Annotated in this window: 17 protein-coding genes and 1 pseudogene; 13 read left to right on the top strand and 5 right to left on the bottom strand. The window is 66.9% G+C overall.

The genetic code is table 11. The features are described 5' to 3' along the window. Nucleotides 1–12 precede the first annotated feature (12 nt). From ACGI6K_RS00630 to hemW, 9 genes are all read left to right on the top strand, one after another. Nucleotides 13–717 carry a YggS family pyridoxal phosphate-dependent enzyme gene (locus tag ACGI6K_RS00630; protein WP_376943050.1) on the top strand — a complete coding sequence of 235 codons (705 nt, stop codon included), beginning with the start codon at nucleotides 13–15 and terminating at the stop codon, nucleotides 715–717. 18 nt (nucleotides 718–735) lie between these two features. Then, nucleotides 736–1,551 carry a pyrroline-5-carboxylate reductase gene (gene proC, locus ACGI6K_RS00625; protein WP_376943048.1) on the top strand — a complete coding sequence of 272 codons (816 nt, stop codon included), beginning with the start codon at nucleotides 736–738 and terminating at the stop codon, nucleotides 1,549–1,551. A 17-nt stretch (nucleotides 1,552–1,568) separates the two neighbouring features. Next, on the top strand, nucleotides 1,569–2,162 hold the full coding sequence (locus tag ACGI6K_RS00620; protein WP_376943046.1) for a YggT family protein: 594 nt from the start codon (nucleotides 1,569–1,571) through the stop codon (nucleotides 2,160–2,162). Next, nucleotides 2,162–2,461, top strand: a complete 300-nt coding sequence (locus tag ACGI6K_RS00615; protein ID WP_376943044.1) for a DUF167 domain-containing protein — start codon at nucleotides 2,162–2,164, stop codon at nucleotides 2,459–2,461. The genes ACGI6K_RS00620 and ACGI6K_RS00615 overlap by 1 nt, the downstream gene beginning before the upstream one ends. A gap of 128 nt (nucleotides 2,462–2,589) precedes the next feature. Next, on the top strand, nucleotides 2,590–3,729 hold the full coding sequence (metX, locus tag ACGI6K_RS00610; protein WP_376943064.1) for a homoserine O-succinyltransferase MetX: 1,140 nt from the start codon (nucleotides 2,590–2,592) through the stop codon (nucleotides 3,727–3,729). Nucleotides 3,730–3,736: 7 nt separating this feature from the next. Beyond that, a complete protein-coding gene (gene metW, locus ACGI6K_RS00605) occupies nucleotides 3,737–4,330 on the top strand; it encodes a methionine biosynthesis protein MetW (RefSeq protein WP_376943042.1) in 594 nt (197 codons plus the stop codon). Between the two features lie 61 nt (nucleotides 4,331–4,391). Further along, nucleotides 4,392–4,811, top strand: a complete 420-nt coding sequence (locus ACGI6K_RS00600; RefSeq protein WP_376943040.1) for a DUF4426 domain-containing protein — start codon at nucleotides 4,392–4,394, stop codon at nucleotides 4,809–4,811. Continuing rightward, entirely contained in the window at nucleotides 4,808–5,404 is a 597-nt protein-coding gene (rdgB, locus tag ACGI6K_RS00595; protein WP_376943038.1) for an RdgB/HAM1 family non-canonical purine NTP pyrophosphatase, read from the top strand. Before ACGI6K_RS00600 ends, rdgB begins: the two co-directional genes overlap by 4 nt. A gap of 58 nt (nucleotides 5,405–5,462) precedes the next feature. After that, nucleotides 5,463–6,596, top strand: a complete 1,134-nt coding sequence (hemW, locus tag ACGI6K_RS00590) for a radical SAM family heme chaperone HemW (RefSeq protein ID WP_394543925.1) — start codon at nucleotides 5,463–5,465, stop codon at nucleotides 6,594–6,596. Nucleotides 6,597–6,782: 186 nt separating this feature from the next. Here the strand turns inward: hemW and trmB are convergent, their stop codons facing one another. The 4 genes from trmB to ACGI6K_RS00570 form a co-directional block, all read right to left on the bottom strand. Continuing rightward, complete coding sequence (gene trmB, locus ACGI6K_RS00585; protein WP_376943034.1) at nucleotides 6,783–7,505, bottom strand: tRNA (guanosine(46)-N7)-methyltransferase TrmB; 723 nt, start codon at nucleotides 7,503–7,505, stop codon at nucleotides 6,783–6,785. Nucleotides 7,506–7,594: 89 nt separating this feature from the next. After that, nucleotides 7,595–8,389 (bottom strand): thiazole synthase, encoded by a 795-nt coding sequence (locus ACGI6K_RS00580; protein ID WP_376943032.1) that lies wholly within the window; start codon nucleotides 8,387–8,389, stop codon nucleotides 7,595–7,597. Nucleotides 8,390–8,479: 90 nt separating this feature from the next. Beyond that, a complete protein-coding gene (gene thiS, locus ACGI6K_RS00575; protein ID WP_376943030.1) occupies nucleotides 8,480–8,680 on the bottom strand; it encodes a sulfur carrier protein ThiS in 201 nt (66 codons plus the stop codon). 86 nt (nucleotides 8,681–8,766) lie between these two features. Then, on the bottom strand, nucleotides 8,767–9,144 hold the full coding sequence (locus ACGI6K_RS00570; protein WP_376943028.1) for a DUF423 domain-containing protein: 378 nt from the start codon (nucleotides 9,142–9,144) through the stop codon (nucleotides 8,767–8,769). A 69-nt stretch (nucleotides 9,145–9,213) separates the two neighbouring features. Here ACGI6K_RS00570 and mtgA point away from each other — a divergent pair, with 69 nt between their 5' ends. Then, nucleotides 9,214–9,927, top strand: coding sequence for a monofunctional biosynthetic peptidoglycan transglycosylase (gene mtgA / locus ACGI6K_RS00565; protein ID WP_376943062.1), 714 nt, complete (start codon nucleotides 9,214–9,216; stop codon nucleotides 9,925–9,927). 12 nt (nucleotides 9,928–9,939) lie between these two features. Here mtgA and radC read toward each other — a convergent pair whose 3' ends face one another. Then, nucleotides 9,940–10,614, bottom strand: a complete 675-nt coding sequence (gene radC / locus ACGI6K_RS00560) for a RadC family protein (RefSeq protein WP_376943026.1) — start codon at nucleotides 10,612–10,614, stop codon at nucleotides 9,940–9,942. A gap of 156 nt (nucleotides 10,615–10,770) precedes the next feature. Here radC and coaBC point away from each other — a divergent pair, with 156 nt between their 5' ends. From coaBC to ACGI6K_RS00545, 3 genes and pseudogenes are all read left to right on the top strand, one after another. Then, the gene (coaBC, locus tag ACGI6K_RS00555) at nucleotides 10,771–11,979 is read left to right on the top strand and encodes a bifunctional phosphopantothenoylcysteine decarboxylase/phosphopantothenate--cysteine ligase CoaBC (protein ID WP_376943060.1); all 1,209 of its coding nucleotides are present in this window, start codon (nucleotides 10,771–10,773) and stop codon (nucleotides 11,977–11,979) included. A 4-nt stretch (nucleotides 11,980–11,983) separates the two neighbouring features. Further along, the gene (gene dut / locus ACGI6K_RS00550; protein WP_376943025.1) at nucleotides 11,984–12,439 is read left to right on the top strand and encodes a dUTP diphosphatase; all 456 of its coding nucleotides are present in this window, start codon (nucleotides 11,984–11,986) and stop codon (nucleotides 12,437–12,439) included. Between the two features lie 71 nt (nucleotides 12,440–12,510). Beyond that, nucleotides 12,511–14,013: pseudogene (locus ACGI6K_RS00545) on the top strand (phosphomannomutase/phosphoglucomutase); the annotation flags it as partial. Between the last annotated feature and the right edge of the window lie 61 nt (nucleotides 14,014–14,074).

The raw sequence follows: 14,074 nt of genomic DNA, 5'->3' as shown, positions 1-14,074 counted from the left end.
AAACGGAACAAGATGTCGAGCATTTTAGAAAGTGTTGCAAAGGTTCGCGCGCGCATCCGTGAGGCGGCGCAAGCTTCCGGTCGCGCCCCGCAGGAGGTGGGCCTGCTGGCCGTGAGCAAGACCAAGCCGGCGAGCGTCCTGCGCGAAACCTTCGCCTGCGGCCAGCGCGACTTCGGCGAGAACTACCTGCAGGAGGCCCTGGCCAAGCAGGCCGAACTTGCCGATCTGGAGCTGACCTGGCACTTCATCGGGCCGATCCAGTCCAACAAGACCCGCGCCATCGCCGAACATTTCGCCTGGGTCCATTCGGTCGACCGGGCGAAGATCGCCCAGCGTCTGTCCGAGCAGCGTCCGGCGCACCTCCCGCCCCTGAACATTTGCCTGCAGGTGAACGTCAGCGGCGAGGCGAGCAAGTCCGGCTGCGAACCCGAGGAGTTGACGGAACTCGCCGGCGCTGTGGCGGAACTACCCAACCTACGCCTGCGCGGCCTGATGGCGATTCCCGAGCCGAGCGACGACCCCACCGCCCAACGCGCGCCCTTCGCCCGCCTGCGTGAGTTGAAGGAAAGCCTCGGCCAGCGCCTCGACCTCGATCTCGACACCCTTTCCATGGGCATGAGCCACGACCTGGAGGCCGCCATCGCCGAAGGCGCCACCTGGGTCCGCATCGGCACCGCCCTGTTCGGCGCCCGCGACTACGGGCAGCCTTCCCGTTAGACAGAAGGAAAGTCTCCCATGACCGACCCCCGCATCGCCTTCATAGGTGCCGGCAACATGGCCGCCAGCCTGATCGGCGGGCTGCTCGCCGAGGGCGTGCCGGCCAGCGCGATCCGCGCCAGCGCCCCGAGCGCCGAGCGGCGCGCGCGCATTGCCGCCGAACACGGCATCGAGCTGTTCGCCGACAACGCCGAGGCTGTCGCCGGTGCCGACCTGGTGGTGCTGGCGGTCAAGCCGCAAGTGATGAAGTCGGTCTGCCAGACGCTCGCCGCCCACCTGCGCCCGGAGCAGTTGATCGTCTCCATCGCCGCCGGCATCACCTGCGCCAGCCTGGAGTCCTGGCTGGGCGAGCGGCCGCTGGTACGCTGCATGCCGAACACGCCAGCGCTGTTGCGCCAGGGCGCCAGCGGCCTGTTCGCCAACGCCCGGGTGTCCGCCGCCCAGCGCCAGCAGGCCGAACGCTTGCTAGGCGCGGTCGGTCTGGCCCTGTGGCTCGACGAGGAACGCCTGATCGATGCCGTGACCGCCGTCTCCGGCAGTGGCCCGGCGTACTTCTTCCTGCTCATGGAAGCCATGACCGCCGCCGGCGAACGGCTTGGCCTGCCGCACGGCAGCGCCGTGCAACTGACCCTGCAGACCGCCCTGGGCGCGGCGCGCATGGCCACCGAAAGCGGCGTCGACGCCGCCGAACTGCGTCGCCGGGTGACCTCGCCGAATGGCACCACCGAGGCGGCGATCAATACCTTCCAGGCCGGCGGCTTCGAAGCCCTGGTGCAGCAGGCGCTAAACGCCGCCGCCCGACGCTCCGCCGAACTGGCCAAACAGTTGGGCTGATAAGGAACCTTGATTCGATGAACGGATTGAACACTGCGATCATCTACCTCGTACAGACCCTCGGCAGCCTCTACCTGCTGATCGTCCTGCTGCGCTTCATCCTCCAGTTGGTGCACGCCGACTTCTACAATCCCCTCAGCCAGTTCGTGGTCAAGGCCACTCAGCCGCTGCTCAAGCCGCTGCGACGGGTCATTCCCGGTTTTGGCGGACTGGACTTAGCCTCCCTGGCGCTGGCCATCCTGGTCCAGTTGGCGCTGATGATCGGCGTCCTACTGCTGATGGGCTATGGCGTCGGCGGCTACCTGATGCCGCTGCTGGTCTGGTCGGTGATCGGCGTCACCTCGCTGTTCCTCAAGGTGTTCTTCTTCGCCCTGATCGTCAGCGTGATCCTGTCCTGGGTCGCTCCCGGCAGCTACAACCCGGCCGCGCAACTGGTCAACCAGATCTGCGAGCCCCTGCTGTCGCCGATCCGCCGCGTCCTGCCGAATCTCGGCGGCCTGGACATCTCGCCGATCTTCGCCTTCATCGCGCTGAACCTGATCGACATGCTAGTGATCAACAACCTCGCCGCCATGAGCGGCATGCCGCGGGCGCTCAGCCCCTTCCTCTGATGAGTTGGTACCGTTGGGACGGCGAGGACCTGATCCTCGCCTGCCACCTGCAGCCCAAGGCCAGCAAGGACGAATTCGCCGGGCTGCATGGCGAGCGCCTGAAGATCCGCCTCACCGCCCCGCCGGTGGAGGGCAAGGCCAACGCCCACCTGCTGGCCTTCCTCGCCGACATCTTCGGTGTGCCGAGGAGCCAGGTGAGCCTGGAAAGCGGCGAGTCGAACCGCCAGAAGCGGGTGCGCATCCGCCGGCCCCAGCAGCTTCCGGCGCTGCCCGGCCTGGCACCGCGACCGAACGCCTGAGCGACTCGCACGCCCGCCGCCGTGACGCTTTCGTCCTTGGCGAAAAATGGACTCCAGACGGCGACGCAAGCGTGGAAATAATCGATGCCAGGCCCTAGACTGGCGTTCTTTTTTGCGAGAGCAGGGGCCTGCGATTGGCTTTTCCCGAAGATTCTGTCGGTCTGGTTCGCCCACAGATGCTGCACTTCAGCGAACCCTTGACGCTTGCCTGCGGACGCAGCCTGAGCGACTACGAACTGGTCTATGAAACCTACGGCGAACTCAACGCGGCACGCAGCAATGCGGTGCTGATCTGTCACGCGCTGTCCGGCCATCACCATGCCGCCGGCTACCACAGTCCCGAGGACCGCAAGCCCGGCTGGTGGGACAGTTGCATCGGCCCCGGCAAGCCTATCGACACGCGGCGCTTCTTCGTCGTCGCCCTGAACAACCTCGGTGGCTGCAACGGCTCCACCGGCCCCGGCAGTCTCAACCCGGCGACCGCCCGCCCCTATGGCGCGGACTTCCCGGTGGTGACGGTGGAAGACTGGGTGCACAGCCAGGCGCGCCTGGCCGATGCCCTGGGTATCCAGCAATGGGCCGCGGTGATCGGCGGCAGCCTCGGCGGCATGCAGGCCCTGCAGTGGACCATCAGCTACCCCGAGCGGGTCCGCCACTGCCTGGCCATCGCCTCGGCGCCCAAGCTGTCGGCACAGAACATCGCCTTCAACGAGGTGGCGCGCCAGGCGATTCTCTCCGACCCGGAATTCCACGGCGGTCACTTCCAGGAGCGCGGGGTGATCCCCAAGCGTGGGCTGATACTGGCGCGCATGGTCGGCCACATCACTTACTTGTCGGACGATGCGATGGGCGAGAAATTCGGCCGCGAGCTGAAGACCGACCAGCTCAACTACGACTTCCACAGCGTGGAGTTCCAGGTGGAGAGCTACCTGCGTTACCAGGGCGAGGAGTTCTCCGGGCGTTTCGACGCCAACACCTACCTGCTGATGACCAAGGCGCTGGACTACTTCGACCCGGCCGCCGCGCACGGCGACGATCTGGCGAAAACCCTGGCGGTGGCCCAGGCCGATTTCTGCCTGATGTCCTTCACCACCGATTGGCGCTTCTCGCCGGCCCGCTCGCGGGAGATCGTCGACGCGCTGATCGCCGCCGGCAAGAACGTCAGCTACCTGGAGATCGACGCGCCACAGGGCCACGACGCCTTTCTGATGCCGATCCCCCGCTACCTGCAGGGGTTCTCCAGCTACATGAACCGAATCGCGGTATGACATGCCCATGAGAGCCGATCTGGACATCATCCAAGAGTGGATTCCCGCCGGTAGCCGGGTACTCGACCTCGGCTGCGGCGACGGCGAACTGCTGGCCCGGCTACGCGAGCATAAAGAGGTCAGCGGCTACGGCCTGGAGATCGACCCGCAGAACATCGCCGCCTGCCTCGACAAGGGCGTCAACGTGATCGAGCAGAACCTGGACAAGGGCCTCGGCAACTTCGCCAGCGACAGCTTCGACGTGGTGGTGATGACCCAGGCGCTGCAGGCCGTGCACTACCCGGACCGTATCCTCGAGGAGATGCTGCGGGTCGGCCGCACCTGCATCATCACCTTTCCCAACTTCGGCCACTGGCGCTGTCGCTGGTATCTGGCGAGCAAGGGACGGATGCCGGTTTCCGAGTTCCTGCCCTACACCTGGTACAACACGCCGAACATCCACTTCTGCACCTTCAAGGACTTCGAGGCGCTGTGCCGGGAACGCCAGGTGCGGGTGCTGCAGCGCTTGGCGGTGGACCGCGAACACCGGCATGGCTGGGCCAGCCGGCTGTGGCCTAATCTGTTGGGTGAAATCGGCATCTACCATGTCAGTTGCCGCTGACCATCGCCACAGCGGCATGGCCGGCCACCCTCGCCTTGGGCTCTTCCGCAAGGAGATCGTCATGCGTCGCCCAATCCCGCTCCTGCTTGCCCTCTGCCTGTCGCTGTCGGCCGCCGCGGCCGAGCGCCTGCAGAAGTTCGCCGACCTCGATGTGCACTACAGCGCCTTCAACTCCGGCTTCCTGCAGCCGGAGATCGCCAGCGCCGCCGGCATCGTCCGCGGCAAGACCCAGGGGGTGCTCAACATCTCCGTGCTCAAGAGCGGCAAGGCCCGGCCCGTGACGATCAAGGCCCAGGTGCGCAACAACCTGGGGCAGGTCCGTGCGCTGAGCTTCCGCGAGGTGCGCGAAGGCGAGGCCATCTACTACCTGTCGCAGTTCCCCTTCGACAAGGAAACCCTGCACTTCAAGGTCGACATCCAGAGCGGCGGCGGCCCCCTCAACAGCTTCGAGTTCGACCAGGAATTCTTCCCCGACGAATGATGACTCTCAACCAACTGGTGCTGGCCAGCCACAATGCCGGCAAGCTCAAGGAACTCCAGGCCCTTCTGGGCGACGCCGTGCGGGTACGCTCGGTCGGCGAATTCAGCGACGTCGCGCCGGAAGAGACCGGCCTGTCCTTCGTCGAGAACGCCATTCTCAAGGCCCGTCATGCGGCGCGACTGTCCGGCCTGCCGGCGCTGGCCGACGACTCGGGCCTGGCGGTCGATGCCCTGGGCGGCGCGCCGGGCATCCATTCGGCGCGCTATGCCGGCGGAGGCGGCGACGCGGCGAACAACGCCAAGCTGCTGGAGGCGCTTTGCGAGGTGCCGGACGCCGAGCGTGGCGCCCGCTTCGTCTGCGCCCTGGCCCTGGTACGGCATGCCGAGGACCCGCTGCCGATCATCTGCGAGGGCCTCTGGCAGGGACGCATCCTGCACGCGCCGCGCGGCACCGAGGGCTTCGGCTACGATCCGCTGTTCTGGGTGCCGGAGCGCGGCTGCTCCAGCGCCGAATTGGCCTCGGCCGAGAAGAACCGACTGAGCCACCGCGCCCGCGCCATGCTCCAGCTCAGGCAGCGGCTGGGACTGGCATGAGCCCCCCCCCTCTCCCCCCGCCCCAGTTCCGGAAGGCGAGGGGAGAAAAAGCGGATTCCTGCTGCCGCCCTTGGCGCTGTACGTCCACATTCCGTGGTGCGTACGCAAGTGCCCCTACTGCGACTTCAACTCCCATGCCGCCAGCGCAAAATTGCCGGAAGAAACCTACGTCGACGCACTGCTCGCCGATCTCGCGGCGGACCTCCCGGCCGCGCATGGCCGCGAACTGGTGTCGATCTTCTTCGGCGGCGGTACGCCCAGCCTGTTCTCCGCCCGTGCCTTCGAGCGCCTGCTGGACGGGATCGGCCGGCGTCTCTCCTTCGCCCGCGATATCGAGATCACCCTCGAAGCCAACCCCGGCACCTTCGAGCAGGAAAAATTCGCCGACTACCGCCGCCTCGGCATCAATCGCCTGTCGATCGGCGTGCAGAGTTTCCAGAACGCGCAGCTCCACGCCCTGGGCCGCATCCACGACGCCAGCGAAGCGATCCGCGCGGCCGAAATGGCGCGCCGCGCCGGTTTCGACAACTTCAACCTCGACCTGATGCACGGCCTGCCGGGACAAGACGTGGCCAGCGCGTTGGCCGACATGCGCCAGGCCATCGCATTGGAGCCGACACACCTGTCTTGGTACCAGTTGACCCTGGAACCGAATACTCTGTTCTGGAGCCAGCCGCCAAAGATTCCCGAAGACGACCTGCTCTGGGACATCCAGGAAGCCGGCCAGACGCTGCTGGCCGCTGAGGGCTTCGTCCAGTACGAGACCTCGGCCCATGCCAGAGACGGGCGGCGCGCGCGGCACAACCTTAATTACTGGACCTTCGGCGACTTCCTCGGCATAGGCGCCGGCGCCCACGCCAAACTCAGCGATCCGCACGGGCGTATCCGCCGCACCTGGAAGACTCGCTTGCCCAGGGACTACCTGGCGCCGGAGCGGCGCTTCCAGGCCGGCGAGCGCCTGCTGGAGGCCGACGAACTGCCGTTCGAGTTCATGATGAACGCCCTGCGCCTAACCGAAGGCGTGCCGGCGGGACTCTTCGGCGAACGTACTGGCTTGCCGCTTGCCAGCATTGCCGCTCCCTGCGCCGCCGCCCGCGCCGCCGGCCTGCTGGAGAACGACCCGCAACGCCTGCGGCCGACCGCCCGTGGCCAACTGTTCCTCAACGACCTGCTGCAATATTTCCTGCCGTAAGCCTGTCCACCGAAACCACCAACGGTGGGCAAGGCCTACGGCCGTTGCCCACCCTACGGGACTGCAACATTTCCTGCCGTAGGCGTGGCCGGCGTGGGGTGGAAAACGACCGCAGGTCTTTTCCACTATCGGCGCGGCGGCAGTGGTGGAAAATCACTACGCGAATTTTCCACCCTACGCCCCCGCTCAATCGACGCGCTGGAACTTCAAATCCCATACCCCGTGCCCGAGGCGCTCACCACGGCGTTCGAACTTGGTCACCGGGCGTTCTTCGGGACGCGGCACGTAACCGCCGTCCGCGGACAGGTTGCGGTAACCCGGCGCGGCGTTCATTACCTCCAGCATGTGCTCGGCATAGGGCTGCCAATCGGTAGCCATGTGCAATACGCCGCCGACCCCGAGCTTCTGCCGCACCAGTTCGGCGAACGCCGGCTGGACGATGCGCCGCTTGTGGTGGCGGCTCTTGTGCCAGGGATCGGGGAAGAACAGCAGCACCCGATCCAGGCTGGCATCGGCCACGCACTGGCGCAGCACATCCAGCGCGTCGCAACTGTAGACGCGCAGGTTGGTCAGGTTCCGCGCCAGGGCGCCGGCGAGCAGGGCACCGACGCCCGGCTTGTGCACCTCGACACCGATGAAGTCCTGTTCCTGCGCTGCCACGGCCATCTCCAGGGTGGAATGGCCCATGCCGAAGCCGATCTCGAAGGTGCGTGGCGCGCTACGCCCGAATACCCGGTCGAAGTCGCGAGGGCCGTCCTCCAGCTCCAAGCCGAATCTCGGCCAGCCCTGTTCGAGGCCACGCTGCTGGCCTTCCGTCATGCGCCCGGCGCGCATCACGAAGCTCTTGATGGTGCGCAGGCGCGGCGCGGCGCCGGCGGTTTGCGCCACCTGTTGTATTTCGTCGGTCATAACCCTTCCTGAAAAGACCAACGAGCCCTGCCCTCGCGGACAGGACTCGCTGCACTGGACACGGGCGGCGCCGGGCGCCGCCCGGAAAATCAACGGATCAAGCCCTCCAAGGGCGACGAGGCGCTGGCATAGAGCTTCTTCGGCATGCGTCCGGCCAGATAGGCCAGGCGTCCGGCCTCGATGGCGTGCTTCATCGCCCGGGCCATCAGCACCGGGTCCTGGGCATGGGCGATGGCACTGTTCATCAGCACCGCCTCGCAGCCCAGCTCCATGGCGATGGTCGCGTCCGAGGCAGTGCCCACACCGGCATCCACCAGCACCGGCACCGTCGCCTCCTCGAGGATGATGCGCAAGTTGTAGGGGTTGCAGATGCCAAGGCCGGTGCCGATCAGGCCGGCCAGCGGCATCACCGCGATGCAGCCCATTTCCGCCAGTTGGCGGGCGATGATCGGGTCGTCGCTGGTGTAGACCATCACATCGAAGCCGTCCTTGACCAGCACCTCGGCGGCCTTGAGGGTCTCGATCACGTTGGGGAACAGGGTCTTCTGGTCGGCCAGCACCTCCAGCTTGACCAGCTTGTGGCCATCCAGCAGCTCGCGGGCCAGGCGACAGGTGCGCACCGCCTCCTCGGCGGTATAGCAGCCGGCGGTGTTCGGCAGGATGGTGTAGCGCGCCGGGTTGATCACGTCGAGCAGGTTCGGCTCGCCGGGATTCTGGCCGATGTTGGTGCGGCGCACCGCGACGGTGACGATCTCGGCGCCGGAAGCCTCGATGGCCTGGCGGGTCTCCTCGAGATCCTTATACTTGCCGGTGCCGACCAGCAGGCGCGACGCATAGGTGCGGCCGGCCAGGGTGAAGGGCTTGTCGTTGCGAGCGGGACTCATCGGGATTTCCTCCTGAGCAGGCGGTTGAAAGGGTGGTGCCGGAGCGCCGCTCCGTGGTCGGGCCGGGCGCGAGAGTGTTTCAACGACCTGCTAACCACCACCGATAGCATGCACCACCTCGACCTGGTCGCCCTCGCGCAAGGCGGTGGCGGCATGCAGGCTGCGGGGTACGATATCGAGATTGAGTTCGACCGCGACGCGCCGGCTGGCCAGATCCAGACGGGCCAACAGGTCGGCGATGGTCTGGCCATCGGCAAGTTCGTAGGGTTCGCCGTTCAACTGAATGCGCATGACGGGTTCGCTGCGTCCGGAAGGTCCGGCATTCTAGCCCCGATCCACGGCGATCACCAAGGCAGCGGCGGAGCACCATCCGTCGCTCAGGCCGACGTGCCGAGGCGCCAGCCGGCCAGCCCCAGGCACAGCCAGCCGAGCAGGAAGGCCAGACCGCCGAACGGCGTGACGAGGCCGAGCTTGTGGCCGCCCAGGGTGAGCAGGTAGAGGCTGCCGGAGAACATCAGGATGCCCAGGCCGAACAGAATGCCGGCCGCCGCCAGCAAGCGCCCCGGCCGGTGCAGGGCGAGCAGGCCGGTACCGAGCAGCGCCAGGGCATGGAACTGCTGGTAGTGCACGCCGGTCTGGAACACCTCCAGGTATTCTGGGCTCAGCAGACCGCGCAGACCGTGGGCACCGAAGGCGCCGAGGGCCACGCCAGCGAAGCTGAACAGGGCAGCCAGCACGAGAAAGGCACGCGCCATGAAGGAACTCCAGACAGAAAAGACGGGGCCGCTATAATGGCCCGCTCGACCGCCCCGGCCAAGTCGACCATGCTCCGCTCCCTGCCCCTCCGCCTGCTGCAGCTTCTGCTCTGGCTCGCCGCCGGCTCCATCCTGCTGGTACTGAGCCTGCGCTGGGTGACGCCGGTGGGCAGCACCTTGATGGTGGAACGCAAGCTGGAGTCCTGGTTCGACGACCAGCCCATCGAACTGTATCGGGAATGGCGCCCCTGGGGCGAATTGCCGGATGCCCTGAAGATGGCGGTGATCGCCGCCGAAGACCAGAACTTCGCCGAGCACTGGGGCTTCGACCTCGCGGCGATCCGCGCCGCCCTGAAGCACAACGAGTTGGATGGCACGCTGCGCGGGGCCAGCACCCTCAGCCAGCAGGTGGCGAAGAACCTGTTCCTCTGGTCCGGGCGCAGTTGGCTGCGCAAGGGCATCGAGGCCTGGCTCACCGCACTGATCGAACTCTTCTGGTCCAAGCAGCGGATTCTCGAGGTCTACCTGAACACCGCCGAGTGGGGCGAAGGGATATTCGGCGCCGAAGCCGCTGCTCGCCACCATTTCGGCATCGACGTATCCGCCCTGTCGCCCCGCCAGGCCAGCCTGCTCGCCGCCATCCTGCCCAATCCGCGAAACTGGAGCGCGTCCGCGCCGAGCGCCTATGTCGGCCGCCGCGCCGACTGGATCGCCCGGCAAATGCGCCAGTTGGGCGGCAACGCTTACCTGGATCGGCTCGACGGCCCGTATCCGGCCCGCTGAGCGCAACTCTCCCTATAGCCAACCCCGCTCGGCCATCGACAGCGGCTCGCCGTCGCCGACGATGAAATGATCGAGTACCCGCACATCGATCAGCGCCAGCGCCTCCTTCAACCGCCGAGTCAGGCTGAAGTCCGCCTGGCTCGGCTCGGCGACGCCGGAAGGATGGTTGTGGGTGAGGATCAGCGCGGCGGCGTTGTGCGCCAGGGCGCGCTTGAGCACCTGGCGTGGATAGACGCTAGCGCCGTCGACGGTGCCCTGGAACAGCACCTCGAAAGCCAGCACCCGATGCTTGGCGTCGAGGAACAGGCAGCCGAAGACCTCGTGGGGCTCGTGGCGCAAGCGCGCCTTCAGGTAATCGCGCACCGCCTGCGGGCTCTCCAGCGCCGGATCGCGGCGCAGGCGCTCGGCCAGGTGCCGGCGGGACATTTCCAGCACTGCCTGCAACTGGGCGAACTTGGCCGGACCGAGGCCGAGGCGGCGGCTGAACGCGGCCTGATCGGCCTCGAGCAGGGCACGCAGGCCGCCGAAATCGTTCAGCAGGTGGCGGGCCAGATCCACCGCGGTCTGCCCGGTGACCCCGGTACGCAGGAAGATCGCCAAAAGCTCGGCATCGCTCAGCGCCGACGCCCCCTGCTCCAGCAGTTTTTCCCGCGGCCGCTCCGCCGCCGGCCAGTCCCGAATGCCCATGCCGCCTCCCCGTCGAGCCGCCCTGCTACTCCCCGCGCGGGGCTGTGCTATCTTAGCCGGCATTTTGTGCCCGGCCGTGATGGGGAGCACGTCCAGGCAATCCGACTGCCCGGAAGCCGGGGACACGCGATCATGAAAACAACGCAAGGCAGGCCTATGCAGCGGCTGTATCGGAAACGCATCGTCCTGGGCGTCGGTGGCGGCATCGCCGCCTACAAGAGCGCGGAGCTGGTCCGCCGCCTACGCGATCAGGGTGCGCAAGTCCACGTGGTGATGACTCGGGGGGGGCGCGAGTTCATCACCCCCCTGACCCTCCAGGCCCTATCCGGCCATCCGGTGCATCTGGATCTGCTCGATCCGGCCGCCGAAGCGGCGATGGGGCATATCGAACTGGCCAAATGGGCCGATCTGGTGCTGATCGCGCCGGCCACCGCCGACCTGCTGGCGCGTCTGGCCCAGGGCATGGCCGACGACCTGCTGACCGCCTTGGTGCTGGCCACCGACGCGCCGGTGGCCCTGGCTCCAGCGATGAACCAGGCGATGTGGCGCGATCCGGCGACCCAGGCCAACGCACGGACCCTCGCCGAGCGCGGCCTGCGCCTGTTCGGTCCGGCCGAAGGCAGCCAGGCCTGCGGCGATGTCGGCCCAGGACGCATGCTGGAGCCTGCGGAGCTGGCCGAACGGGCCGCCGACTGCTTCGCAGGTGGCCGGTTGACCGGCCGCCACGTGCTGATCACCGCCGGACCGACCCGGGAAGACATCGACCCGGTGCGTTACATCAGCAACCACAGCTCCGGCAAGATGGGCTTCGCCCTGGCCGAGGCCGCCGCCGAGGCCGGCGCCCGCGTCACCCTGGTCAGCGGCCCGGTGCACCTGCCGACCCCGGACCGGATCGAACGCATCGACGTGATCAGCGCCCGCGACATGCTCGCCGCCTGCGAGGCGGCGCTGCCCTGCGACATTCTCATCGCGGCCGCCGCGGTGGCCGACTATCGCCCGCAGGCCGTCGCCCCGCAAAAATTGAAGAAGAGCCCGGACAGCGACGACGGCCTGATCCTGCAACTGGTGCGTAACCCGGACATTCTCGCTACCCTGGCGCAGCGCGCCGACCGCCCGTTCAGCGTCGGCTTCGCCGCCGAAACCGAGAACCTGCGGGAATACGCTCTGCGCAAGCTGAAGACGAAAAACCTCGACCTGATCGTCGCCAATGACGTGGCCATTCCCGGCATCGGCTTCAACAGCGAGGAAAACGCCGTCAGCGTCATCGACCGTGCCCAGCGGGAAACCCGCTTCGCCCAGACCGGCAAGGGCAAGATTGCCCGCCAATTGATCGCCTTCATCGCCGACCGCTTCGACCAGGCCTGACCCCATGCATAGTCTGCAAGCCAAGATCCTCGACCCCCGCCTGGGCAGCGACTACCCGCTGCCGGCCTACGCCACCGCCGGCTCCGCCGGCCTCGACCTGCGCGCCATGCTCCAGGAGGAGCTGACCCTGGAGCCGGGACAAACCGCCCTGATCCCCACCGGGCTGGCCATCCACATCGCCGACCCGAACCTGGCCGCGTTGGTCCTGCCGCGCTCCGGGCTCGGCCACAAGCATGGTATCGTCCTCGGCAACCTGGTCGGCCTGATTGACTCGGACTACCAAGGCGAGCTGATGATTTCCTGCTGGAACCGCGGCCAGAGCACCTTCCGCATCGCCGTCGGCGAGCGCATCGCCCAACTGGTGCTGGTTCCGGTGGTGCAGGCACACTTCCAACTGGTCGAATCGTTTGACGAAAGCCAGCGCGGCGCCGGTGGATTCGGCCATTCGGGCAGTCATTGAGCGGAACTCCGTGCCATCCCGGCCATCCAATTTGGCGGGCCGGCGCCGCACGGTAACGAATGCTTTCTTGCTCGCCGAGCAGATCGCAGGCCGCTCTACTCAACGACATGCTCGACATGGATATCCTTGAAGTAACCCGGACCGCCTGTCCGGAAATATCGGAGCCCCACCCTCGCATGAACAGCTTCCAGAAAGCCCCCTCCCTGCCCGCCAGCATCTTTCGGGCCTATGACATCCGCGGTGTGGTCGGCGACAGTCTGACCCCGGAAGCCGCCTACTGGATCGGCCGGGCCATCGGCTCGGAAAGCTTGGCCAAGGGCGAGCCGAACGTTTCGGTCGGGCGCGACGGCCGTCTGTCCGGTCCCGAACTGGTCGAGCAGTTGATCCGCGGCGTGCGCGACAGCGGCTGCAAGGTCAGCGACGTCGGCATGGTGCCGACTCCGGTGCTCTACTACGCGGCTAATATTCTCGCCGGCAAGTCCGGCGTGCAGCTCACTGGCAGCCACAACCCGCCGGACTACAACGGTTTCAAGATCGTCGTCGCCGGCGATACCCTGGCCAACGAGCAGATCCAGGTGCTGCGCGAGCGCATCGAGAGCGGTGACCTGACCGCCGGCGAAGGCAGCGTCGAGCAGGTCGACGTGCTGGAGCGCTATTTCGAACAGATCACCGGCGACATCCGCCTGGAACGCAAGCTGAAGGTGGTGGTCGACTGCGGCAACGGCGTCGCCGGAGTGATCGCGCCGCGCCTGATCGAAGCGCTCGGCTGCGAGGTGATCCCGCTGTTCTGCGAGGTCGACGGCAACTTCCCCAACCACCATCCGGACCCTGGCAAGCCGGAGAACCTGGAAGACCTGATCGCCAAGGTCGCCAGCGAGAAGGCCGACCTCGGCCTGGCCTTCGATGGCGACGGCGACCGTGTCGGCGTAGTGACCAACAGCGGCGGCATCATCTATCCCGACCAGTTGCTGATGCTCTTCGCCAAGGACGTGGCCGCACGCAACCCGGGCGCCGAGATCATCTTCGACGTCAAGTGCACTCGCCGCCTGACCCCGCTGATCAAGGCCAGCGGCGGCCGCCCGCTGATGTGGAAGACCGGCCACTCGCTGATCAAGAAGAAGATGAAGGAAAGCGGTGCCCTGCTCGCCGGCGAGATGAGCGGGCACGTGTTCTTCAAGGAGCGCTGGTTCGGCTTCGACGACGGCATCTACAGCGCCGCGCGCCTGCTGGAGATCCTCGCCAAGGACCCACGCAGCGCCGACCAGGTATTCACCGACTTCCCGGTGGACCTCTCCACCCCGGAAATCAACGTCAAGGTCACCGAGGAGAGCAAGTTCGCGATCATCGAGGCCCTGCAGCGCGACGCCAAGTGGGGCGAAGGCGCCGAGGTGAGCACCCTCGACGGCGCACGCGTCGACTATCCGAAGGGCTGGGGTCTGGTGCGCGCCTCCAACACCACGCCGGTGCTGGTGCTGCGCTTCGAGGCGGAAAGCGCTGAGGAGCTGAAACGCATCCAGGAAGTGTTCCGTGCGCAGCTTTATAATGTCGCCCCGGATCTGAAGCTGCCGTTCTGACCCCAGCCGGCATGCCCAGGGCCGACGCTCGCCACAGGCGGGCGTCGGCCTTTCGTCGTCT

The sequence above is a fragment of the Azorhizophilus paspali genome, from assembly GCF_043587585.2.
In the GTDB taxonomy this organism is placed as follows: domain Bacteria; phylum Pseudomonadota; class Gammaproteobacteria; order Pseudomonadales; family Pseudomonadaceae; genus Azotobacter; species Azotobacter paspali.
The sequence above is the reverse complement of the archived record's forward strand: the minus strand, read 5'-3'. Positions and strand labels throughout refer to the sequence as shown.